Genomic DNA, 21,860 nt, shown 5'->3' with positions numbered 1-21,860 from the left:
ATTACACCCCCTTTTTGGATAATAGAAGTTCGCTTTTCTTATTCTGGGTTCGTTTCGTGTGCGTTAGGGTTGTCATGGGGCGAATGAGATCCTGGATCCAGCCGCTTCGTATTTTCATGCAAGTTTTTATATTCGTAATTAAATGCACTGTATCGCCTTTGCCCTTCCTCCCACGGTGTAGACTTGCCAAGTTCTCGGTCGACAGGCGATCCGAAAGGGCCATCTGGAAACTCTTCAGGAATAAGGTACTCATGACTTTTTTCGACGGATGAAAAATCACTGTATGCTTGCTGATCTTTTTCCTTCAATAAAAACACCCTTTCATGTGTAAGATGAGAATGAATGCTTTCTTTTCGTAGTTTACCCAAAAAAACAGCTTTATTCTGTATAAACGAGCAACCGGTTCAAGAACGATAAAACGGTTCGGTTTTCGCTTAATTTCGAAAGTCATTTAATCGTTCGTAAGTTTCAAGCAGGAAGTCGTAAAACAAGGCTTCAGTTGGAAGCAATTCACGTTGAGTTGGGTAGATGACCCCAACGGTCCTTGTAAGACCTGGATCTGATATTGGAATCATGACGGTGGAACGCGGTGTATTATCGACCAAAGTCATCTCTGGCATTAATGCAACACCTAAGCCTGCAGAGACTAATCCTTTTAGTGCATCAATATCTTTTCCTTCGAAGGCAATTTGTGGCGAAAAGTTAGCATTATTACATGCTTGAACAACTTGTTTGCGAAATATAAATCCTTCAGGTAAGACGCAGAAAGGGTCATCTTTTAACTCTCGTAATCTAATCGATGTCCGGTCAGCTAATGGATGATGAAACGGGATGAGAGCAACGATATTTTCTGTGAAAAGCGTCGCTCCTTTGATTTTCCTCTCTTTTTCTGGGTTGGGCATTGGTGCAATCATGGCCAAATTAAATTCACCATTTACAACACCGTCGATTAAGTCATCATAAAGTGCATTGCTCATTTGAAATTTAGCTTCCGGATACCGAGTGCGAAAAGAGTAAATGATGGAAGGCAATGTATGAGCCGCCATGCTAATGGGGAATGCAATTCGCACGGTCCCTTTTTCAGGATTTAAATATTCTTCTACTTCTCTCTTTGCATCCTCCATCAAATTCCAAACTTGTTTCATCCGCTCAAAAAAAATTCTGCCTAAAGGAGTTAGTTTGACGCTTCTTCCTTCACGTATAAAAAGTTCTACACCTAATTCGTTTTCTAAATTGAAAATTTGTCTGCTAACGGAAGACTGGGCAACATGCAAGGCATCTGCTGCCTCGGTTATATGCTCTCTTTTAGCTGCTTCTAGGAAATATTTAATTTGTCTCGTTTCCATTTATCTCACTCCATTTTAATGCGTTTAACACATCAATTTCATCGAAAATTAATATTGGAACTATTAATTATAAAATTATAAAATGAAAACACCTTATGAGAAAATAAAATTTTCCGAACTTTAAAATAAATTTAGGGGCTGAATGTTATGAAAGTGTTAGATAAAGTAAAAGAGAATGAAACGCAAATCGTGAAAGAGTACGTAAACCGGTTGTTTCAAAATGTTCAAATGCGTAATTCGAATGAATGGGAGTTCCAGCAGGCTGTTAAAGAAGTACTGGACTCTTTAGTGCCTGTCCTTGTGAAAAAACCGATCTATATGAAACAAGCAATTCTAGAAAGAATGATCGAACCAGAGCGAATGATTATTTTTAGAGTTCCATGGGTGGACGATCAAGGGAATGTACAAGTAAATCGTGGATATCGTGTCCAATATAATAGTGCAATTGGACCTTATAAGGGAGGATTAAGGTTCCATCCGTCTGTTAACGCAAGTATTATTAAATTTCTCGGGTTTGAGCAGATTTTTAAAAATTCTTTAACAGGGCAGCCAATAGGCGGGGGAAAAGGCGGTTCTGACTTTGATCCAAAAGGTAAATCGGATTTAGAAATCATGCGCTTTTGTCAGAGCTTTATGACAGAGCTTAGCAAACATATCGGTCCGGATACAGATGTTCCCGCTGGGGATATAGGAGTAGGAGCTAAAGAGATTGGTTATATGTTCGGGCAATATAAAAAATTAAAAGGTGCGTATGAAGCAGGTGTTCTAACTGGAAAAGGCATTGGTTACGGAGGCAGCTTAGGCCGAAAAGAAGCGACAGGATATGGAGCGGTATATTTTGTAGAAGAAATGCTTAAAAGCAGAGGATTAAGCTTTAACGGAAGTACGGTTGTCGTATCAGGATCGGGAAATGTTTCCATTTACGCAATGGAAAAGGCGATGCAGTTTGGGGCAAAAGTAGTTGCATGTAGTGATTCAAACGGTTATGTTTATCATCCAAATGGGATAAACCTTGATACGGTTAAACGATTGAAAGAAGTAGAAAGTAAACGGATGATTGAATATGTCAAAGAACATCCAGATGCTATTTATCAAGAAGGGTGCTCAGGCATTTGGGCAATCCCATGCGATATCGCTTTACCATGTGCAACACAAAATGAGTTAAACAAGGAAGCAGCAGAAATGTTAGTTTCTAATGGAGTAAAAGCAGTGGGCGAAGGCGCAAATATGCCCTCTACGCAAGAAGCCGTTGATTTGTTTATGAATCAACATGTTTTATTTGCTCCTGGCAAAGCGGCAAATGCAGGCGGGGTTGCTGTCTCTGCGTTAGAAATGGCGCAAAATAGTGCAAAGCTTGCTTGGACGCTAGAAGAAGTGGAGATGAAATTACAGGTCATCATGAAAGAGATTTATCGTAAAAGCATGCAAGCATCAGAAGATTATGATATGCCAGGGAATCTAGTTGTCGGCGCTAATATCGCAGGGTTTGTAAAAGTAGCAGATGTGATGATTGAGCAAGGAGTTATATAAAACTTAGTTGTAACAGAAAAAGGATAAAGTGTTGTCCAATGACGAAAGGCCACTGATTAATGGCCTTTTTGTTGTGACTTTTGAGAGTGATTTCAATTGATAAAAGCTCATTGCTTGTGGGTGAGGAAGTTCTGTATGTCACAGGAAGCCCAGAAGAATAGTCAGATGCGCTCTCTCCTAAGGAGATAGTTTTTTTTCTTTCCGACTAAAAAATAGTAGCTTTCGAGGTGGAAATCCATCATAAAAAATGATACCTTTATAAAGTCAAAGATGTTCAATATCTGCTAAAATAGGATAGAGGAACAAACATCCTTCATTCTTCCGATTACTCGCTCGACCGGACCATTGTTTGTGTCGAACTATACATAAAAAGGATGCAACGTTCCATCATATTACGAGAAACGATCAAGGAGTAGAGAAATGGAAAAAGTATTTATTTTAGGACACAAAAATCCAGACACAGATTCAATTTGTTCTGCTATTGCGTATGCTGATTTAAAAACGAAATTAGGGATGAATGTTGAGCCGATTCGTTTAGGTGAAGTAAATGGCGAAACTCAATATGCACTCGACCACTTCCAAACAAAAGCACCTCGTTTAGTTGAAAAGGTTGCCAGCGAAGTGAAAAACGTCATTTTAGTTGACCACAACGAGCGCCAGCAAAGTGCAGAGGACATTACAGAAGTCCGCGTGTTAGAGGTTATCGACCACCACCGTATTGCGAATTTTGAAACAAGCGATCCGTTATACTATCGTTGTGAGCCAGTTGGATGTACAGCGACAATCTTAAATAAAATGTATAAAGAAAACGGTGTAGCGATTGAAAAAGAAATCGCTGGCTTAATGTTGTCCGCTATTATTTCGGATTCTTTATTATTCAAATCTCCAACATGCACAGCGCAAGATATCGCAGCAGCTCGTGAATTGGCTGAAATCGCTGGAGTAGATGTAGAGAGCTATGGCTTAGCAATGCTAAAAGCGGGAGCGGATTTAAGCGACAAAACTGTGAAGGAGCTTATCTCCCTTGATGCAAAAGAATTTGAAATGGGTGGAAGCAAAGTCGAAATCGCTCAAGTAAACGCAGTAGATACAAACGATGTAATCGCACGTCAAGCGGAATTAGAAGACGAGCTTTCTCAAGTCATTGCCAAGAAGGAATTAGACTTGTTCTTATTAGTGGTTACAGATATTTTAAATAGCAACTCTGTTGCATTAGCACTTGGAAACAAAGCGCATGTTGTAGAAAAAGCTTATAATGTTACATTAGAGAACAATACAGCAGTTTTACAAGGCGTTGTCTCACGCAAAAAGCAAATTGTTCCGGTTTTAACAGATACGTTCAACGCTCTTTAATTTATGATAGAAGAAGGCGGGTTGTTTTCAATGACCCGCCTCTTTGCATGTCGTGTCGACTTTAACATGCCTTGACTTCATAAGTAAAATTGGTTATAGTTTCTTTACTAGTTCATATGTTTAAATGTTTAAACTAATATAAAGATGTTTCCATAGGGCATATCGCATAGCTGCTAACAAGGTTTTGCTGTACAAGCAAGCTAAAAAGGGATGATGGATAACATTCATGTTGCAGTGCTATGTGTATAGGAAGTGAAAATGTATAGAGAGGGAGAAAACGATGTCTGAAACAGTATTGGATGTTTTCCGAGCCTGTACGCCTATTTTTCAAGCGCTCGGGGATTCCGCAAGGCAGGATATCATTTTATTATTGGCTGAACATGAGGCGCTAACAGTGACGGAAATTGCCGACCAATCCCATTTATCAAGACCGGCTATTTCCCATCATTTAAAAGTGCTGCGTGATAATAAGCTCGTTCACATTGAACAAAAAGGAACACAGCGTTATTACTCATTAGCTTTAAAGGACTCGGTTTCCTTATTAAAACTCCTCATTCATAAAATTGAAACGACTTGTGAGCTTAAATAAAATAATTGTTGGATGAATCCTCGTTTGCTATTAGAGCAGCGGGGGTTTTATTTTGCTCCTTTAAAAATCTATTGAAGTGATCTCAATAATTGATGGTGAACTTTTTTGCACAAGTGAAGTAGCGTAGATGTAAAGTTATTAAGTGTACTATCTATAAACGATTTGTTCCCACTTTTCATTCTGCGATAATAACTACCTTTTGGATATACAATTGTAGATGAAATCATGTCATTATGTAGATGTATTTCGTGTCGAAATGTGCAGTAAGAAAAATTTAAATTTTCTGAAATATAAATTGAAACTGGGATACAATATGTCATATAATACAAATACAAAGGAGACATGACTATGAAAAAGTTATCAACTACGCTAATAAGAGAAAACGCTTTTGTTGAATTGAGAAGAATGATTCTCTCTCAAGAAATCAAGCCAGGAGAGAAACTACGTGAAAAGGAGGTAGCGGAAAAATTAGGAGTGAGCAGAACACCTGTAAGGGAAGCCTTTCACAAATTAGAATTAGAAGGACTTGTAGAAATTTTTCCAAGACGCTATTGCTTAGTAACAGGAGTGAGACATGATAGTATACGTGAAATTCATATGATTAGGTCACAATTAGAGCCAATTGCTGCATGCGAAGCTGTGGATAACCTTTCAGACGGAGATATACAGCAACTAAGTCTTTTACTAGATAAATCCAAGGAGTTTATGGTGCAAGGAAATGTTGAGCAAATTATGAACATGAATGACCAGTTTCACCGTATGATAAATGAAGCTTCCAACCTTCCAAAAATTATATCTATACTTAATAATATGCAAGACTATATTGAATGCTTTAGGTATTCATTTATTTCACGACCAGAATTAGCACAAAGATCCATAGAGGAACATTATGATATTTTAAATGCCTTGAAAAAAAGAGATAAAAAAATGGTAAAGGCAGTAGTGACAAAACATTTGGAAGGAATTTCTGAATATGAAAACGTTATTTTAGAAGACATGAGAAAAATACAGTCATCTGAATAGACATTTGAAGATTATAAAAGGGGGAAGATGCTATGACGAAAAAGAGAAAGTCTAGGTTGAAATCGGTAATCCCTGTTTTGTTTACCAGTGCACTTTTATTGACGGCATGCAGCAGTGAGAGTGGAAATGCGGATATTCAGAAAGATGCAGTAACCTTAAGTTTTGCCTATGAATTGCCCGATGATCATCCATGGGGGCATGGAGCTAAGAAATTTAAAGAGATTGTAGAGGAAAAAACAAATGGAGATGTAAACATCCAAATCCATGGGAACGGGTCTTTGGCTGCATCAGGAAGAGAAATTCAAGAAGGAGTAAAAATTGGAACAATTGATATCGGAATTTCTTCTACACCATTATCTCAATTGAATCCATATATGGATATCTTCTCCTTGCCTTACATATTTAGCAGTCGAGAGCATGCTTGGGAAACACTGGATGGTCCTGTTGGAGAAGAAGTTGGGAAGAAATTGAGTGAGCATAACTTAACTTACTTGGCATTTTGGGAAGATGGCTTTAGGCAAATTACGAATAACACTCGACCAATTACAAAAATGGAAGATTTTAAAGGTTTGAAGATTCGGGTGCCAGAAAGTGATGTGCGGATTGAGACATTTAAAGCTTTAGGAGCGAGTCCTTTGCCAATGGCATGGTCCGAAGTATTTACAGCACTGCAGCAAGGGTCTATTGACGGACAAGAAAATCCACTTTCTGTTGTAAATAGTTCATCGTTCTATGATGTACAAAAATATTTAACGATTTCAAATCATGTTTATTCACCAGCAACACTTTTTATCAATACTTCGAAATGGGATATGTTAAATGAAGAGCAAAAAGAAATAATACTTGAGGCTGCAAAAGCAGGCAGGGATTTAAATCGCGAAATGAATAAAGAGCAAGATGCAAAAATGGTGAAAGAGCTTGAAGAGAAAGGCATGGAAGTCACAGTAATGGAAGAGATAAAGCCTTTTCAAGCAGCCACAAAAAATGTTTGGGACCATGTAGTGAAGGGGATTGGTGGTAACGCCCAGGAATTAATTGATGAAATAAATAAGGCACAGTAAAAGGTTGATACAATATGAAGAAAACACGACTTTTCATTTATACTTCGATAAAAAGTTTGAATATTTTCTTTATGTTTATCATGTTTACCATCTTGTTGATACAAGTGATAACAAGGAAATTTCTTAACAGTCCCTTGTCTTGGCCAGAAGAGTTATCATTAGTGGCAATGATTTGGATTACTTTCTTCGGTGCATACCAATGTACAGTAGAAGGAAGTCATCTAAAGATGGATTTTCTTGAGAGTAGAATTCCAAAAAGAATTCAACTGTATTTTTTAATCGTTTCTAAAGCATTAGTCGCTTGTTTTTTGAGTATGACGTGTTACTGGGGCTTTTTCTTTATTCAGAAGACAGGAGATATAAAAATGCCAGTTTCTGGTCTCCCTATGTGGCTCCCATATTCAATTATCTGGATTAGCTTTCTTTTAATGCTAATAGATTTTATTGCTCAAATTATCTCCCATATAATAGAAAAAAGAAGTCCTGCAAAAAGTAAAGGGGAGGATGAAGAATGCTCCCAATTTTAATGCTTTGTACAATTCTAGTTCTGCTTGCCATTGGTGTACCAATAGCTTTTACACTGGGAATTACGGCAGTTTTATTCCTCATGCTCTACTCAAATATGACACTGGAAGTCATTATCCAACAGCTTTACTTAGGTACCAACAGTTTCCCGTTATTAGCAATTCCATTATTTATGCTAGCGGGATCTTTAATGAATCATGGGGGAATTTCTGTACGTTTGATTAACTTTGCTCTTTCCATTATAGGGACAGTGAGGGGTGGATTAGGCATCGTAAATGTTGTAGCTTCCGTTTTCTTCGGAGCTATTACAGGAACAGCAGCAGGGGCTAGTGCAGCTGTGGGGCAAATTATGATACCTGCCATGAAGGAAAAAGGATATTCTCCGAGTTTTGCGGCAGCGGTCACCTCTGCTGGATCATCACTTGGAATTATTATTCCCCCTAGTGTGCCTATGATCCTTTATGGGTCAATATCTGGGTTATCGGTAGCTAGTTTATTCCTTACTGGTATACCGATAGGCATAGCAATTGCGATGGGGTTTATAATTGCTGTTTATATTATATCAACAAAGAAAAAGTATGATTTTAGAGAAGAAGCATTTTCATGGAGACTAGTGTTTAACACCTTTATCAGAGCCTTGCCGGCATTATTTGTACCGGTCGCGATTATGGGTGGGATTTTAACTGGCTTTGCAACACCTACTGAGTCTGCTGCCATTGCGGTTCTTTGTGGAATTGGTGCCGGATTGATCTATAAACAATTAACATGGAAAGGTTTTATCAAAGCTTTAAATGAAAGCGTTTTAAATACTGCGCTGGTTATGCTTATTGTAGCTACGGCAAAAATTCTCGGGTTTTCGTTTTCAGCACTTGGGATTGGACGAATGATGCTGGAGCCGCTAATGGCATTTTCAGAAAATCCTATTATGTTAATGCTGATAGCCAGTTTGATTTTATTTATTGGAGGATTCATCTTTGATGGAACAGTTATGGTTCTTGTCATTGTTCCCCTCTTTTTGCCGCTCGTTCAAGCTACAGCCATTGACCCTTTGCAATTTGCAATGGTCGTTATCATTGTGTGGGCAATCGGGCAGCAAACACCGCCTGTCGCAAGTGGACTATATATAACAACTGCTATTGCTCAAGTCAGTATGTTGCAAGTAAGTCGATATAACGTTTGGTTTATATTAGTACTGTTTGTAGCATTAATCGGGATGATTTTCATTCCCGATGTCATGTTATATATTCCAAGATTAATTATTCCATAATTTTATATAAAAGGAGAATGAAAAATGAATTTTACAAATGTGGTACAAGTGATTGATACGCATACATTTGGAGAGCCGACAAGAGTAATTAATGGTGGGTTATTAAAACTAAAAGGGAAAACAGTGGCAGAGCAAAGAGATTATATGGCCGAACATTATCAATGGTTCCGAAACTCACTCATCCAAGAGCCAAGAGGGCACCGTGATATGTTTGGAGCAGTCCTTCTTCCGCCATTACAGGAGGGAGTCGATTTTGGAGTTATTTACATGGATAATGCAAATTTCTTAAATATGTGTGGACACGCAACGATAGGAGTGGCAACGGCAATCGTTGAAACAGGCCTCGTTGAAGTAAAAGGTGAAATCACAGAACTTGTCCTTGAAACACCTGCAGGGCTTGTTTATCCACGCGTCAGAGTGGAAAATAATCGAGTGACTTCTGTAACGTTTAAAAATGTCCCAGGATTTCTTGAAAAGCGAGACGTTGTCATTAATGCAGGAGAACTTGGAAAGGTTACAGTAGATATTAGTTTTGGTGGTAATTATTTCGCGTGGGTTGATATTGAGCAGTTAGGTGAAAAAATTCATGTTTCAAATGGGTCAAAGTTAAAAGCGATGGCGAAAATTATTAAAGAAGAGGTTAATAAAGTGGTTAAGGTGCAACATCCGACAAAACCGTATATCAATCACATTGATATTGTTACGTTTTATGGCAAACCTACAATGCCTGAAGCGACGTATAAAAATGTCCATATTTTCAGTGAGAATCAAGCGGACCGCTCTCCAGGGGGGACAGGAACAACCGCTATGGTTTCTAGAATGGTAGGAAGAGGAGAACTTGAGATTGGGCAGGAAGTCATTTGCGAAGGGTTCGTAGGCGGAAAATTTTATGGGAAAGCAACCGAAAAAGTACAGCTTGGAGATAAAGAGGCATATGTTACAGAAATTACAGGATCTGCATTTATTACAGGGTTTAATAACATTTTAATCGATTCTAATGATCCGTTTAAGCATGGATTTATGGTCGATTGAGTCAAATCAAGTTAAGGAAAAAAGAACATGTGCGGTCATTTGCACATGTTCTTTTTTTTGTCTATTTAATTCGCTAAATAAAAAATATATTGAAAATTTTAAAAATAAACAATATAATCTACCTAACGAAATTAGTTAGGTGGTGAGAGTATGACAAAAAATAAAATTAAAGAAGTGGCATGCAGACAGCTGGCTGAAAAAGGATATGAAAAAACGACTCTTTCTAGTATTGCAAAGGAAGTGGGGATTAAAACCCCGTCCATTTACGCATTTTTTAAAAGCAAGGAAGATTTGTTTATCGCTGTTTACAAAGATTTGGTGGAAGATCATTTTGCTTATCTTAAACAAACAGCAGAGAACATGGCAGATAAAGCTGTAAAGGAAAGACTTTATTATATGTTAAAAGATGTTTGTGACTATCATTTAAGTCAGCAAGAGAAAACAGCATCATATACAAGGCTTGTTTTTTTTCTTCCGCCTAATTTAAACGACGAAGTGAGTAAAATCTTTCATGATATAGAGGAGCTTCATTCCGAGATTTTATCAGTTGTGTTTTCGAAAGGAATGGAAGAAGGCGTTCTAAAAAAACAGCCTCTTGAAGATTTGGTCGTTTCGTTTCTCTGTTTAATGGATGGCATCTTTTTGGAACTGTTTTATTATCCAGAAGAGAAATTTAAAAGACGTTTCGAGCAAGTGTGGAGCATCTATTGGAACGGAATCTGCAGCAACGATGAATAATGACAACGTATCTCCCAATGAATGACCGGCACTTAAAGCTTTGTGTATTCAATTAATTTAAAAAATGGGGAGGATAAACAATGAAAGAAGAAAAACAGACTTTAAATTATGAGCTGGAAGCCGTCCCAAAACATTTACGGAAAAATTGGTTTGCCATGTTTTCCGTATTAGTCGCTATCGGAGTCGATTTGTCTTCTGTGTTATTAGGAGCTGAATTAGCGAGCGGGATGCCGGTACATGAAGCAATTTTATCCGTTTGTGTCGGGTCTCTTCTGTTAGCGGTTTTATGTACGGTTTGTGCTGTTGTCGGCTCTTCGACTAATTTATCTACTTCTATGATTACAAAATATGTCTTTGGAAAGTATGGTGCGTTAGTTTTTTCCATTGTTCTTGGCATTTCATTGCTTGGCTGGTTTGGTGTTCAGGTTGGTTTTTTTGCAGACAATGCTCAAATTGTGTTACAAGAGTCATTTGGATTATCCATCAACGTCAAAATCCTCTCTTTTATCGGTGGTATGCTGATGATGACAACCGCTATTTATGGGTTTCAGGCGATTGAAAAATTAAGCGTCTGGTCTGTGCCGTTTTTGTTAGGCCTCATGATTATCACATTATTTCTTGTATTAAAAGGAAATTCAATTCCTAGTGAAGTGCAAAACATCGGCTCTTTTACATTCGGCAGTGCGGTTTCACTCGTTATTAGCATTTTCATTGTTGGGGCTACCATTTCACCAGATATTTCTCGTTGGGCAAAAAGTAAAAAAGACGCTGTGATCTCCACCTTTTTCGGGATTTTTATTGGAAACAGCTTCATGATTGTCGTTGCGATTCTTATTTCAAAGGCCATGGGAACAGATGATATGATGCGCATTTTCATGGCATTAGGATTCGCGATTCCAGGTGTTTTAGTCCTCACATTAGCGCAATGGACAACGAATACAAGTAATCTTTATTCTTCCACTCTAGGGTTTTCCCTCGTTTTTACAAAAGTTCCAAAAAAGCTGTTAACCGTTCTTTTAGGAATGGTTGCGACGAGTTTGGCCGTTCTCGGTATTTACGATCAATTCATTTCATTTTTAAATATATTAGCCATCGTCATTGCCCCAATTGGCGGAATCTATGTGTCAGAATTCTATCTTGTTAAAGAGGAGTTTAAACGCTACGAAAATAAAATGGAAGCGAAAACAATTGTTAGTCGTTCAATCATCGCATGGGTGATCGGGATGCTTGTCACGTATTTTACGACCGCACAGCCGGCAGGCTTACAATTATTTTCGTTAACAACCATTCCGTCCCTAGATGGGTTTTTGACTGGATTTGTGATTCAAGCGATTGGAGGAAAATTCTTTCATCAAAAAGCTTCTGTGCAACAAATCGAAATTGATCAATAAACAAAAAAGAGGAGATCAATAAATGAGATATATTGATGAACAAGCAATAGAAAAAATAGCATTAGGAGCGGCAGTCTTAGGGACAGGGGGAGGCGGTGATCCTTATATCGGGAAGTTAATGGCCAAAGAAGCCATTCGTAAGTATGGACCGGTTCCTTTAATCTCGATAGAAGAGCTTGATGATTATCACTTAGTCGTTCCTGTGTCGGGAATGGGGGCGCCAACGGTAACGCTTGAAAAGCTACCGTCAGAAATTGAAGTAACAGCCCCGCTTGAGAAATTAGAAGAGGTACTTGGGAGAAAAGTAGATGTCGTCATGCCCATTGAAGTTGGGGGCATTAATTCATTGTTTCCAATTGTTGCGGCGGCCAAGAAGGGATTACCGATGCTTGATGCCGATGCGATGGGACGTGCTTTTCCAGAAGCGCAAATGGTGACATTCTATTTGGATGGTTTCGATCCATCGCCTGTTACAATGGGGGATGAAAAAGGAAATGCAGTTGTGCTCTATCCACGGGACGGGGTATGGTCGGAACGATTAGCACGTGTCATTACGGTTGAAATGGGAGGAAGTGCTTCTGTTTGTGATTATAGTTTACTAGGAAAAGAAGTAAAAAGCAGTGCTATTCCCCACACCTTGACCTTAGCTGAAAAGATTGGTGGATATTTGCTGGATCATAAAGGAAACGAGCAGCTTGGGATTCAAAAAATGTTGGAGGAACTGCAAGGATATCGCTTGTTTGAAGGGAAAATTGCGGATGTGGAACGAAGACTTAGCGGAGGTTTTACGAAGGGAAGCGCCAAGTTTGAAGGAAGTCGCCGCGATCAAGGAAAAGAGTTGACCATCTATTTTCAAAATGAGCATTTAGTAGCGAAAGAAGGAGATCATGTTTTATGTTCGACGCCTGACTTAATTGCCGTATTAGATGCGGAAACGGGCTTTCCTATTACAACGGAACGGATGAAATACGGGGCGCGTGTTGTAGTGGTTGCCTTTCCTTGCCATGAGAAATGGAGAACAGTAAAAGGAATTGAAACAGCAGGCCCTCGTTATTTCGGGTACGATTTTGATTATCAGCCAGTAGAAGACGTGCAGAAGGAGAGAAAATGATGTATCGATTAGGGATAGATGTCGGAGGAACAAATACGGATGCGGCTTTACTAGATGCCTCTTTACAAGTCGTGCATACGGTAAAAGTGCCAACGACAAAGGATGTGGAAAGTGGAATTTATGAAGCCATTGAAAAAGTGGTAAGGGAAAGCAAAGTAGAGCGTCGGGCTATTCGATATGCCATGCTTGGAACGACACATTGCACAAATGGGATTGTTGAGCGTAAGCGTCTCAATAAAGTAGGGGTAATTCGGATTGGGAAGCCTGCAACAACCGCCATTCCCCCTTTTACAGATTGGCCAGAAGAATTAAGAAAGCAAATTGAAGCAGGCTCCACAATTGTTTCCGGCGGGTATGAGTTTGACGGTCGATTGATTGCGGAATTGAATAGGGAAGAAGTGTCAACGTTTTGCCGAGAGATAAAAGGAGTGGCAGAGAGCATCGCCATTTCAGGTGTATTTGCGCCAGTTAATAAAGAACAAGAAGAGAGAGTTGCTGCTTGGGTGAAAGAGGAGTTAGGTGATATCCCGATTTCTCTCTCCAATGAGATTGGCAGTATTGGATTGCTTGAGCGGGAAAACGCGGCTATTTTGAATGCTGCCTTAATGACGACGGGACAGATGGTAATTCACGGGTTTTCAAAGGCGTTAAGCCATCTCCAAATTGAAGCAGAAATGTTTTTTAGTCAAAATGATGGGACGTTAATGAATGTGGCTTATGCGCTTCGCTATCCAATTTTTACAATTGGCTGCGGTCCGACAAATTCAATTCGGGGCTCTGCCCATTTATCAGGATTAGAAAATGGGATTGTGCTCGATGTTGGCGGAACAACGAGCGATATTGGTGTATTAACAAAAGGATTTCCTCGCCAGTCATCTTTAGCGGTGACAATTGGCGGCGTTAAAACCAATTTTCGGATGCCGGATATTTTAGCTATCGGCCTTGGCGGCGGAACCCGCATTGTTGAATCGGACGGAGACGTGGTAATAGGGCCGGAGAGTGTCGGTTATGAGATTACGAGAAAAGCGCTTATATTCGGCGGCGAAGTGCTGACAGCTTCCGATATTGTGACACGTTTAGGACAGGCTTTTCAAGATAAAGAGATGAAAGTTGCCCAATTGCCGCTAGCGTTTTGCCAACAAGTATACGAAACGATGACGGAGATGTTAGAGGATGGGATTGATCAAATGAAAACGAGCGCTAAAGATGTTCCGCTCATTTTATCAGGAGGGGGAAGCATCATCGTTCCCGATTCATTAAAAGGTATTTCAGACGTCATTAGACCGCCGCATTTTGATGCAGCGAATGCGGTTGGAGCAGCTCTTGGACAAGTAAGTGGGGAAATTGAACGCATTTACAGCTTAGATGAGATGGAGCGGGAAGAAGCGATAAAAGAAGCGCGGACATTAGCTTTTGCTGAAGCAGTAAAAGCGGGAGCTGATGAACAAACGATTACGGTCGTATCGGTTGAAGATATTCCGCTCGCTTATTTGCCAGGAAATGCGTTGCTTATTCGTATGAAAGTGGTAGGCGATTTGCAGGTTTCTCCATTTGGGGCTGAATTTATGTAATTCTCTTTAAAAGGAAGCAGTGTCAAAGGGGAACATCCTCTTTGACACTGCTTCAAAAAAGCGGACGGCTTAGACAAGTGTTTTGGGGATGAGTTAAATAGAAAAATAGTTATTTGCAGTAAATGCATAGAGTGTGAGCCTATGTTTCTTATTTGTAAAAGATAATGGCCCTTGCTAATTGAGGAAGAAAGGATTCACGGTTGTTATATGGTTTGTTTTGTGTAGTATTTTTTGAAGTCGTATATCTCTGCATAGAGATGGACTTAGTTTGTTCATTTTTTTGTATCATGGTTCATTTCTCTCCTAACAATATATATCAAGGATGTTCTAATAGGTTTTATGTATTTCTTACGGATGCAAAATGCCAAGAAGTGGGAGCTTCTTGGCATTTTCAAAATGATTATGCAACAACGATATTTAATTTATCATGGTCAACGATTATAGTCAACAAAATTGTAGAACAATTTTGTTGACTATTTGTTTTTCCTTTTCATTTGTGCTCAATTTTTCGAAGGGGTGGAGGAGAGCGTGTTAGTAATACAAGGTCACCTGTTTATGGTAAAATAATGTTAAAGAGATTAAAGGATAGGCGGGAATATAGGATGAGTGAAAAAAAATCGATGGAGCGGGTTGTATATGATTCATTAAAAAGCGCCATTTTAGATCGGAAAATTCCTCCAGGCAATCAGCTTGTTGAAAATACGATTGCGGAAAAGCTGAATGTGAGCAGAACTCCGATTCGGAATGCGATTAAGAAGCTTGAAGCAGAAGGGCTTGTTAGTATTACGCCAAATCGAGGAGCATTTGTTATTCAGCCGACGCTTGAAGAAATGATCGAAGCATTTGAAATGAGGAAAGAACTAGAACGTATTGCTGTCAAAAATGGGCTGGTGCACGTACATGATACGGATATTGAAAGGTTGAACGAACTCGTTGAAAAAGAACAAGCAGCATATGAAAAACAAGAGATTAACACATACCTTTCTCTTAACAAAGAATTTCATCTCTTCTTAGCAGAAAAAGGAGGGAATCGTTTTCTTTACGAGTTTCTTGAAACTATTTTTAATCAAATCAATGTATATTTATTAATGTACGATGTTTTTAATTACTCCCAGTTGGAAAGTGAGAAAAATTACAAGGAACATCAAAGGATGGTGGAATTGATGAGTCAACAAAATGAAAAGGAGCTACTTAAACTGTTAAGCGAACACCTAGATAACAGTTTGCAAGAATTAAAAATTGATAAAATGCAGTATCAATCGTTGGAAAGCTTGTTTTAAGATTGTTTATTCCATCAAGTAGTCTCTAATGATGCGAAGGTAGCATGACAGGAAGCTTAAAAAAGAAGCTATTTGAAAAGAGAGATCTCTCTTTTCAAATAGCTTCTTTTTTAGATTTTTAAGCTTTATGCTCATCCTTCGAAGACTCTGTTTCGCTAGTAGCTGAATGATTTTCAGGGAGCACTTGTACAGCAATATCATGATTTACATAACCGCCCGATTTAGAGACATATGTCTTTAACAATTCTCCAACATCAATGCCGGTCATTTCTTTTAATGGTTCTTGCATATCGACCATCGTTTTAGTAATGCTTTTTCCGAAAGAAGGGACGCCGTGACCGTTACCGGAATCGATAATTTTAACTGACTCAATATTGTTCAGCGGTTGGGCAATCTTTTCTGCGAAGGTAGGGAGCATTTCAATCAGTTTTTCAGCAATAATCACTTCACCATGTTTTTCCATTGCTTCAGCTAATAGCTTGCGAGCCTCGGCTTCTGCTTTCCCGCGTTCGCGGATGACGTCGGCTTCAGCAGAGCCTTCTTCTCGGCGTATTTTCGCTTTCGCTTCTCCGTCAATCTCCGCTTTACGAGCTTCTGCTTCAGCTTTTCGTGTGGTTTCGTAGTATTCGGCATCCGCTTTTGTTTTACGAACTTTACTTTCTTCTTCCTCGAGCTTAACAGCACGTTCACGTTCGAGGAACTGTAATGTTAATTCTTCTTCTTTTACTTCTTTTGCGAGTTTGGCTTTTTCTAATTCGTAAGATTGTTCTGCTTTGGCACGAGCACGTTCTGTTTCTTCTTTGAAAGCTGCGTCTTTAATATCTTTTTCTTTTTTCGATTGTGCAATGGCAATTTGGCGTTTGTATTCTTCTTCTTTTGCTTCTTGATCTGTTTGTGCTCGGTGAATTCGTGTTTCACGTTCGCTGTTTGCTTCAGCTATTTCTGCTTGTTTACGAACTTCTGCTATACGAGGTCGGCCTAAATTTTTTAAGTAGCCATTTTCTTCATCGGCATCACGCAAATCTGTCAAACCTAATGAGGTAATTTTAAAGCCCATTAAGTCGAGCTGTTTTTGAGCTACTTCAGATACATCTTGGTTAAATTTCTCTCGGTTGCTGTTAATATCTTCGACCGTCATTTTTGAAAGGATGGCACGCAAATTGCTCCCAAGCACCTCAATAATTTCCGCTTCAATTTCTTCTTGTTTTTTGCCTAAAAACTGCTCAGCATAATTGGCGATGCCGTTTAGTGTATCAGCGACTTTTACCATCGCTACTGCATCAGCGACAATAGGAACACCGCCATTTGTATACACTCTTGGTGTAGACAATTTTAATTGAAAGGATGTGAGATTCACCGGTGTAGAAGTTTGGAAGCGTCTTAGTCGGTATCCGCCACCTCGAATAATTTTCATCGATCGTCCTTCTTGATCGGTAAAAATATTCGTTTCCTTTTCTGGGTCACCTAGTTTCGGTCCTGTAATAATTAAAGCTTGGTTAGATTTTGCGGTTCGATAACGATGCCTCACCCAGAAAAAATACGCTGCACCGCCAATAGCGGCGATAATTAACACTGGAATAAAGAACATAAGAATTCCAAAAAAACTTAACATTCGTGCGTCCTCCTTAAGATCTTTTGTTATAAGCGCTAAATAACTTTGTACAAAGTATTATGGAAGCAATTGCTCAAAGTATTTTTTTAACTGTTGATCAACACATCTATCATTACGAATTAAACGACAAAAAGGTTTCAAAATTTGGAATATTCTTTTTGTCAGAGGACTTCATATTTTTCTCACAATTATTTTATATGATGAATGTTGTGAAATGTATTACATGATGATAGGGGATTAAAAGTTAAATGGAAAAGATTGAAAAAACTATGGAGACCCAACAGCAAGGACAACGAAATGCTTCTCTGTATCAAACCGTATGGAGATGGCATTTTTATGCTGGTATTATTTTTGCACCCTTTCTTATTATGCTGGCAGTAACAGGTTCTATCTATTTATTTAAGCCGCAAATTGAACAAATGCTTTACCAACAGTACTATGAAGTGACTCCACAAGGAGAGAAAATACCAGCCTCGCAACAAATTGAAGAAGTAAAAGAGCAATATCCTGATGCGGTAGTGTCGGCATATCGACCAGGAGAACACGCTGCACGTTCAAGCGAAGTCAGGATTTCATCCGATAATGGCTCCTTTACGATTTTTATCGATCCATATACAGGGAAGGTCATTGGTGAGTTAAATAATGAAGAGCGAATTATGGATAAAATTGAGGAAATTCACGGGGAATTAATGGCCGGTACGATTGGCGATCGAATAGTCGAGTTAGCCGCATGTTGGACAATCGTGCTCATTGTGACAGGTCTTTATTTATGGTCTCCGAAAAAGAAACCAAGTTTGTCTGGTGTTCTGTTTCCGCGATTAAATAAAGGGAAAAGCATTCTTAGGAAAGATTTGCATGCTGTACCAGCTTTTTGGCTGACAGCCGGCATTTTATTTTTAGTGATGACAGGTTTGCCTTGGTCAGGTTTTTGGGGGAATAATTTTCAATTGTTAGCGACCAATTCAGGAGCAGGATATCCGCCTTCCGTTTGGGTAGGAAGTGCGCCAACATCGACCGTTCAATCAAAAGATATCGCAGAAGTCCCGTGGGCAGCAGAAGCGTTAGAAGTACCCGCTTCAAAAGTAGAGGGGTTAGTTCCTTTGTCTATAGATGATGTCGTAAGTATAGCGAATCGGGAAGGAATACATCCAAGTTATAAAGTGTATATCCCAAGTGAAAAAGAGGGTGTGTACACGCTGTCCGCTTTCCCGCCAAAAGCGCAAGATGAAGTGACGATGCATATTGATCAATATTCCGGGGCGGTTCTTACTGATTACCGTTATGACCATTACGGGGTAATAGGAAAAATAGTAGCTTGGGGCATTACTTTACATAAAGGGACGGAATTTGGTTTTATTAATCAATTAATCAGTCTTTTTATTTGTTTAGGGATTATATTTGTCGCCGTTAGCGGGTGTTATTTATGGTGGAAACGAAAACCTCAAAAAGGACTAGGTGCGCCGAAAGCTGCTAGCATAAAAAACATGAAATTCTTTCTTATTTTATTAATCGTTTTAGGGATTGTGTTTCCTTTAGTCGGTGTCTCTTTAATTGTCGTGTGGATGATTGATTTGTTCATGATTCAGCGAATATCGGCAGTGAAAAAATTTCTAAATGCATAAAGGTGGATGTTTCTGTGAAAACAAATAGACGAATTTTATTCCTTTTAATCGCTGTTGTCTTGCTGAGTGCATGCTCGCTTCAACAAGGTGTTGCTACTTTATATAAACAACAAACGCCTCTTGAATCAGACATTATTATACCTGCTTCCCTTTCTACTGATAAAGAGGAGACAATAAAGGTGATGCTGACCCAAGGCGGGGAAAAAATTGAAGATCCTGATTATGTTTATGTGGAAATATGGAAACAAGGCGGGACCGTCAAATATGAGATGGAGCAAGTGAAAAAAGAAGGAAAAGGAATATATAGCGTAAGTAAAAAGTTTGAAGATGAAGGATTGTATTATATAAAAGTTCATGCACGCAACAATGATTCGATTATTATGCCAAAAAAGCAATTTATTGTCGGTGAGCTTTCTCAAAGTGATGTGCAAGTTTTGAAAAAAGGGATTGAAACAGAAAAAAAACATAGTGAAGCACATCATTAAATCATAAGTAAAAGAACTCTATTCAAAAAAGCATCTGTATATTAACCAGATGCTTTTTTGAATGAGGGTGATTTTTTTAGTATGGAATTCTCCAGGAAGTCATTTCCATTCTGAGAGCATCGAGCAATTTAGTATGAAGACTTCCAGCCATTTGCTTTTTTCGTTGAACTAATCCAATAGGATAACGGAGTGGTATGTCATCTATTTTACGTAATACAGTACCGTGTGAGCCAGGATCAGCGGAAATAAGAGGGACGATGGCAAGTCCTAAATGTTGCTTAACAGCTTTCTTTAATACTTCAGTGCTTCCAATGGCGATGCTAGAATAAAGACTTTTTCCATTTTTCATCAGATGGGTTTCCAATACACTTCGGCAAGCGCTATTTTGTCCAGGAAAGAGAAGACGTTCGCTCTGTATATCCGTAATATGAATCACCTCTTTTTTCGTTAAAGGGTGATGTTCTGGCATTAAAACCACAAGAGTCTCTTCCGCCCACTGTGTAAATAATAGATTTGCGTCCGCCGCTGGGGTTGAGCAAATGGCAAAATCAAGTTCGCCCTTTGCGACGCGGTCACTAATGTTATTCGTATTTCCGACTTCTAACTCGAATTGAACTTGAGGGCTTTTCTCTAAAAAGGGAATAATCACGGAGGATAGTATTAAGCTGACGGTCGGTTCAATAGCACCCATCCTAATCATTCCAGCTTCTCCTTTTTCATTGGAGTTATTGTCAATTTAGTAACGAAAAGAGTCGTTCCTCCACTCATGACGCTTTTCTTTATGCTAACCGGCCTAATAGGTGTAGTTCTGGTTATTTCTAAAGGGGATTTAAGTATTTTTGTATCAGAGGATGGAAATCTATTCGCTTACTTGCTCATCTTGACAGGTGCTTTATGTTTTGTCATTTACACGATGGGAGGAAGTTCTTTCATGGAATGGTCACCATTAAGATACAGTACAGTAACATCTATTTATGGAACTTTTTCGATTATCATCGTAGTAGGGGGAGCAACAGCAGCTAACTGGTTGCAAGTTCCAACCCTCTCTATGATTAAAGATGTTTCCGGTCCCCTTTTATATACGGCGTTTATTGCTGGTGTGCTAGCCTTTTTTGTTTGGAAAATCGGTAACAGAATGATTACACCGATAAATGGTATTCTCTTTATGAATGTGATTCCGGTCACGACTTTTATTATCTCACTCATTCAAGGTTATCATTTAACAGCGTTTGAACTGATAGGTGCTTCGATCACAATTGCTAGTTTAATTGGAAACAATCTATATATTAGAAACATAAGTAAGCGAACTTCTCTATCATCAAAAGAGCAAGCATGGAGTTAGTTTTAGCCACATAGAAAAACCGAAGGTCTCATCAACGTTCAAAAGATAAAGAAGCGAGAAGGTGGTGAAAAATCGGTTCTTTTCACCACTTCCCTAAATGCTTCTTCTAGGGTGCAAAGCAAGTGAAGGTGGAATTAGTTGGCTCGGTCACAATAAACATGCATGGCTTCACGTAAAAAAGAGGCTAAGCCAGGCTGATATTTATCGATGTTTTTCGTGAAACGCGGATCGTTCACATATAAATCACCAAGTCCACGGAAAATATCAATAGTACATTCATAAAAGTGGTCTGTAATATGCTGGCGCAATTCCCCGATTAGCTTTTGAACATCTTCATGACTCGTTCCTTTCTCCATATTGTCAAGAATGCGTCTATAAATAGATTCACTTTCTTCTTTTATCCGTCGCCAATCTTCTTCTTGATAAGTGGAAGTTTTGCGGTAGGATTCTTCATATACTTTTGTACCACCATAGTTTTCTTTCACTTCCTGTTCGTATTGCTGCTGATGCGCTTCAATTTTTTTCATATCAAATGGTTCAAACATTTCTTTCTTTGACATCGTTTTTCCTCCTTCGATAGATTCCATCGTTTGTTCAATAGAACGGATGATTCGTTCAAGACGAAGTTTCTTTTCTGTCAGCACTTTCTTATGTGTATGGAGCGCTTTTTTGTAATCAAAACTTGAAGCGTTGAGAATCTCTTTAATATGTTGTAATGGAAAATCGAGTTCTTTAAAAAAGAGAATTTGCTGAAGACGGAGCAAATCAGATTCGTCATACAACCGATAACCGTTATCGCCAATTTCTGCCGGAGTAAGAAGGCCAATTTTATCGTAATGGTGCAGTGTCCGTACGCTAATACCAGCAAATTCTGCCACCTCTTTAATTTTGTACAAGTTTATCACCTCACATCTTTACCTTAAACTATGACGCAACGTTATAGTCAAGAGAAGGTAAATCATTTTTTGAAAAACGAATCATG

General features: G+C 38.8%; 21 protein-coding genes. 16 read left to right on the top strand and 5 right to left on the bottom strand.

Annotated features, from left to right (window positions below; all coding sequences use genetic code 11):
- Positions 1-38 precede the first annotated feature (38 nt).
- Entirely contained in the window at positions 39-308 is a 270-nt protein-coding gene (locus ACXAEO_RS13180; RefSeq protein WP_474881705.1) for a hypothetical protein, read from the bottom strand.
- Positions 309-434: 126 nt separating this feature from the next.
- Positions 435-1,346 carry a glutamate biosynthesis transcriptional regulator GltC gene (gene gltC / locus ACXAEO_RS13175; protein ID WP_474881703.1) on the bottom strand — a complete coding sequence of 304 codons (912 nt, stop codon included), beginning with the start codon at positions 1,344-1,346 and terminating at the stop codon, positions 435-437.
- Positions 1,347-1,493: 147 nt separating this feature from the next.
- On the opposite strand from gltC, the gene gdhA reads away from it, so the two are divergent.
- The 13 genes from gdhA to ACXAEO_RS13110 all read left to right on the top strand — a co-directional run bounded on the left by gdhA (position 1,494) and on the right by ACXAEO_RS13110 (position 15,817).
- Positions 1,494-2,876, top strand: coding sequence for an NADP-specific glutamate dehydrogenase (gene gdhA, locus ACXAEO_RS13170; RefSeq protein ID WP_474881701.1), 1,383 nt, complete (start codon positions 1,494-1,496; stop codon positions 2,874-2,876).
- A 420-nt stretch (positions 2,877-3,296) separates the two neighbouring features.
- Positions 3,297-4,229: a manganese-dependent inorganic pyrophosphatase gene (locus ACXAEO_RS13165; protein WP_474881698.1), complete on the top strand. Its 933-nt coding sequence runs from the start codon at positions 3,297-3,299 to the stop codon at positions 4,227-4,229.
- Positions 4,230-4,509: 280 nt separating this feature from the next.
- Positions 4,510-4,818, top strand: coding sequence for an ArsR/SmtB family transcription factor (locus ACXAEO_RS13160; RefSeq protein WP_474881695.1), 309 nt, complete (start codon positions 4,510-4,512; stop codon positions 4,816-4,818).
- Positions 4,819-5,166: 348 nt separating this feature from the next.
- Positions 5,167-5,841, top strand: a complete 675-nt coding sequence (locus ACXAEO_RS13155; protein ID WP_474881692.1) for a GntR family transcriptional regulator — start codon at positions 5,167-5,169, stop codon at positions 5,839-5,841.
- A gap of 32 nt (positions 5,842-5,873) precedes the next feature.
- A complete protein-coding gene (locus tag ACXAEO_RS13150; protein ID WP_474881689.1) occupies positions 5,874-6,902 on the top strand; it encodes a TRAP transporter substrate-binding protein in 1,029 nt (342 codons plus the stop codon).
- A gap of 14 nt (positions 6,903-6,916) precedes the next feature.
- The gene (locus ACXAEO_RS13145) at positions 6,917-7,429 is read left to right on the top strand and encodes a TRAP transporter small permease (RefSeq protein ID WP_474881686.1); all 513 of its coding nucleotides are present in this window, start codon (positions 6,917-6,919) and stop codon (positions 7,427-7,429) included.
- Positions 7,414-8,694 carry a TRAP transporter large permease gene (locus ACXAEO_RS13140; RefSeq protein WP_474881683.1) on the top strand — a complete coding sequence of 427 codons (1,281 nt, stop codon included), beginning with the start codon at positions 7,414-7,416 and terminating at the stop codon, positions 8,692-8,694. Before ACXAEO_RS13145 ends, ACXAEO_RS13140 begins: the two co-directional genes overlap by 16 nt.
- Before the next feature lie 24 nt (positions 8,695-8,718).
- Positions 8,719-9,726, top strand: coding sequence for a proline racemase family protein (locus tag ACXAEO_RS13135; protein ID WP_474881679.1), 1,008 nt, complete (start codon positions 8,719-8,721; stop codon positions 9,724-9,726).
- Positions 9,727-9,876: 150 nt separating this feature from the next.
- Entirely contained in the window at positions 9,877-10,464 is a 588-nt protein-coding gene (locus tag ACXAEO_RS13130; RefSeq protein ID WP_474881676.1) for a TetR/AcrR family transcriptional regulator, read from the top strand.
- A gap of 80 nt (positions 10,465-10,544) precedes the next feature.
- The gene (locus tag ACXAEO_RS13125; protein ID WP_474881674.1) at positions 10,545-11,855 is read left to right on the top strand and encodes a cytosine permease; all 1,311 of its coding nucleotides are present in this window, start codon (positions 10,545-10,547) and stop codon (positions 11,853-11,855) included.
- Between the two features lie 22 nt (positions 11,856-11,877).
- Entirely contained in the window at positions 11,878-12,966 is a 1,089-nt protein-coding gene (locus ACXAEO_RS13120) for a DUF917 domain-containing protein (protein ID WP_474881672.1), read from the top strand.
- Positions 12,963-14,537: an ROK family protein gene (locus tag ACXAEO_RS13115; RefSeq protein ID WP_474881670.1), complete on the top strand. Its 1,575-nt coding sequence runs from the start codon at positions 12,963-12,965 to the stop codon at positions 14,535-14,537. The genes ACXAEO_RS13120 and ACXAEO_RS13115 overlap by 4 nt, the downstream gene beginning before the upstream one ends.
- 602 nt (positions 14,538-15,139) lie before the next feature.
- On the top strand, positions 15,140-15,817 hold the full coding sequence (locus ACXAEO_RS13110; protein ID WP_474881666.1) for a GntR family transcriptional regulator: 678 nt from the start codon (positions 15,140-15,142) through the stop codon (positions 15,815-15,817).
- A gap of 118 nt (positions 15,818-15,935) precedes the next feature.
- Here the strand turns inward: ACXAEO_RS13110 and ACXAEO_RS13105 are convergent, their stop codons facing one another.
- Positions 15,936-17,429, bottom strand: coding sequence for a flotillin family protein (locus ACXAEO_RS13105; RefSeq protein ID WP_474881664.1), 1,494 nt, complete (start codon positions 17,427-17,429; stop codon positions 15,936-15,938).
- Between the two features lie 248 nt (positions 17,430-17,677).
- Here ACXAEO_RS13105 and ACXAEO_RS13100 point away from each other — a divergent pair, with 248 nt between their 5' ends.
- Both ACXAEO_RS13100 and ACXAEO_RS13095 read left to right on the top strand, forming a co-directional pair.
- A complete protein-coding gene (locus ACXAEO_RS13100) occupies positions 17,678-19,051 on the top strand; it encodes a PepSY-associated TM helix domain-containing protein (RefSeq protein WP_474881661.1) in 1,374 nt (457 codons plus the stop codon).
- A 14-nt stretch (positions 19,052-19,065) separates the two neighbouring features.
- Complete coding sequence (locus ACXAEO_RS13095) at positions 19,066-19,536, top strand: FixH family protein (RefSeq protein ID WP_474881659.1); 471 nt, start codon at positions 19,066-19,068, stop codon at positions 19,534-19,536.
- 76 nt (positions 19,537-19,612) lie between these two features.
- On the opposite strand, the gene ACXAEO_RS13090 is transcribed toward ACXAEO_RS13095, so the two are convergent.
- Positions 19,613-20,272 carry a LysR family transcriptional regulator substrate-binding protein gene (locus ACXAEO_RS13090; RefSeq protein WP_474884144.1) on the bottom strand — a complete coding sequence of 220 codons (660 nt, stop codon included), beginning with the start codon at positions 20,270-20,272 and terminating at the stop codon, positions 19,613-19,615.
- A gap of 30 nt (positions 20,273-20,302) precedes the next feature.
- Between ACXAEO_RS13090 and ACXAEO_RS13085 the strand changes: the two genes are divergently transcribed.
- Positions 20,303-20,878 (top strand): EamA family transporter, encoded by a 576-nt coding sequence (locus tag ACXAEO_RS13085; protein ID WP_474881655.1) that lies wholly within the window; start codon positions 20,303-20,305, stop codon positions 20,876-20,878.
- A gap of 134 nt (positions 20,879-21,012) precedes the next feature.
- Here ACXAEO_RS13085 and ACXAEO_RS13080 read toward each other — a convergent pair whose 3' ends face one another.
- The gene (locus ACXAEO_RS13080; protein ID WP_474881653.1) at positions 21,013-21,774 is read right to left on the bottom strand and encodes a MerR family transcriptional regulator; all 762 of its coding nucleotides are present in this window, start codon (positions 21,772-21,774) and stop codon (positions 21,013-21,015) included.
- Between the last annotated feature and the right edge of the window lie 86 nt (positions 21,775-21,860).

This window comes from Bacillus sp. ABA4_010 (assembly GCF_056159105.1).
The sequence above is the reverse complement of the archived record's forward strand: the minus strand, read 5'-3'. Positions and strand labels throughout refer to the sequence as shown.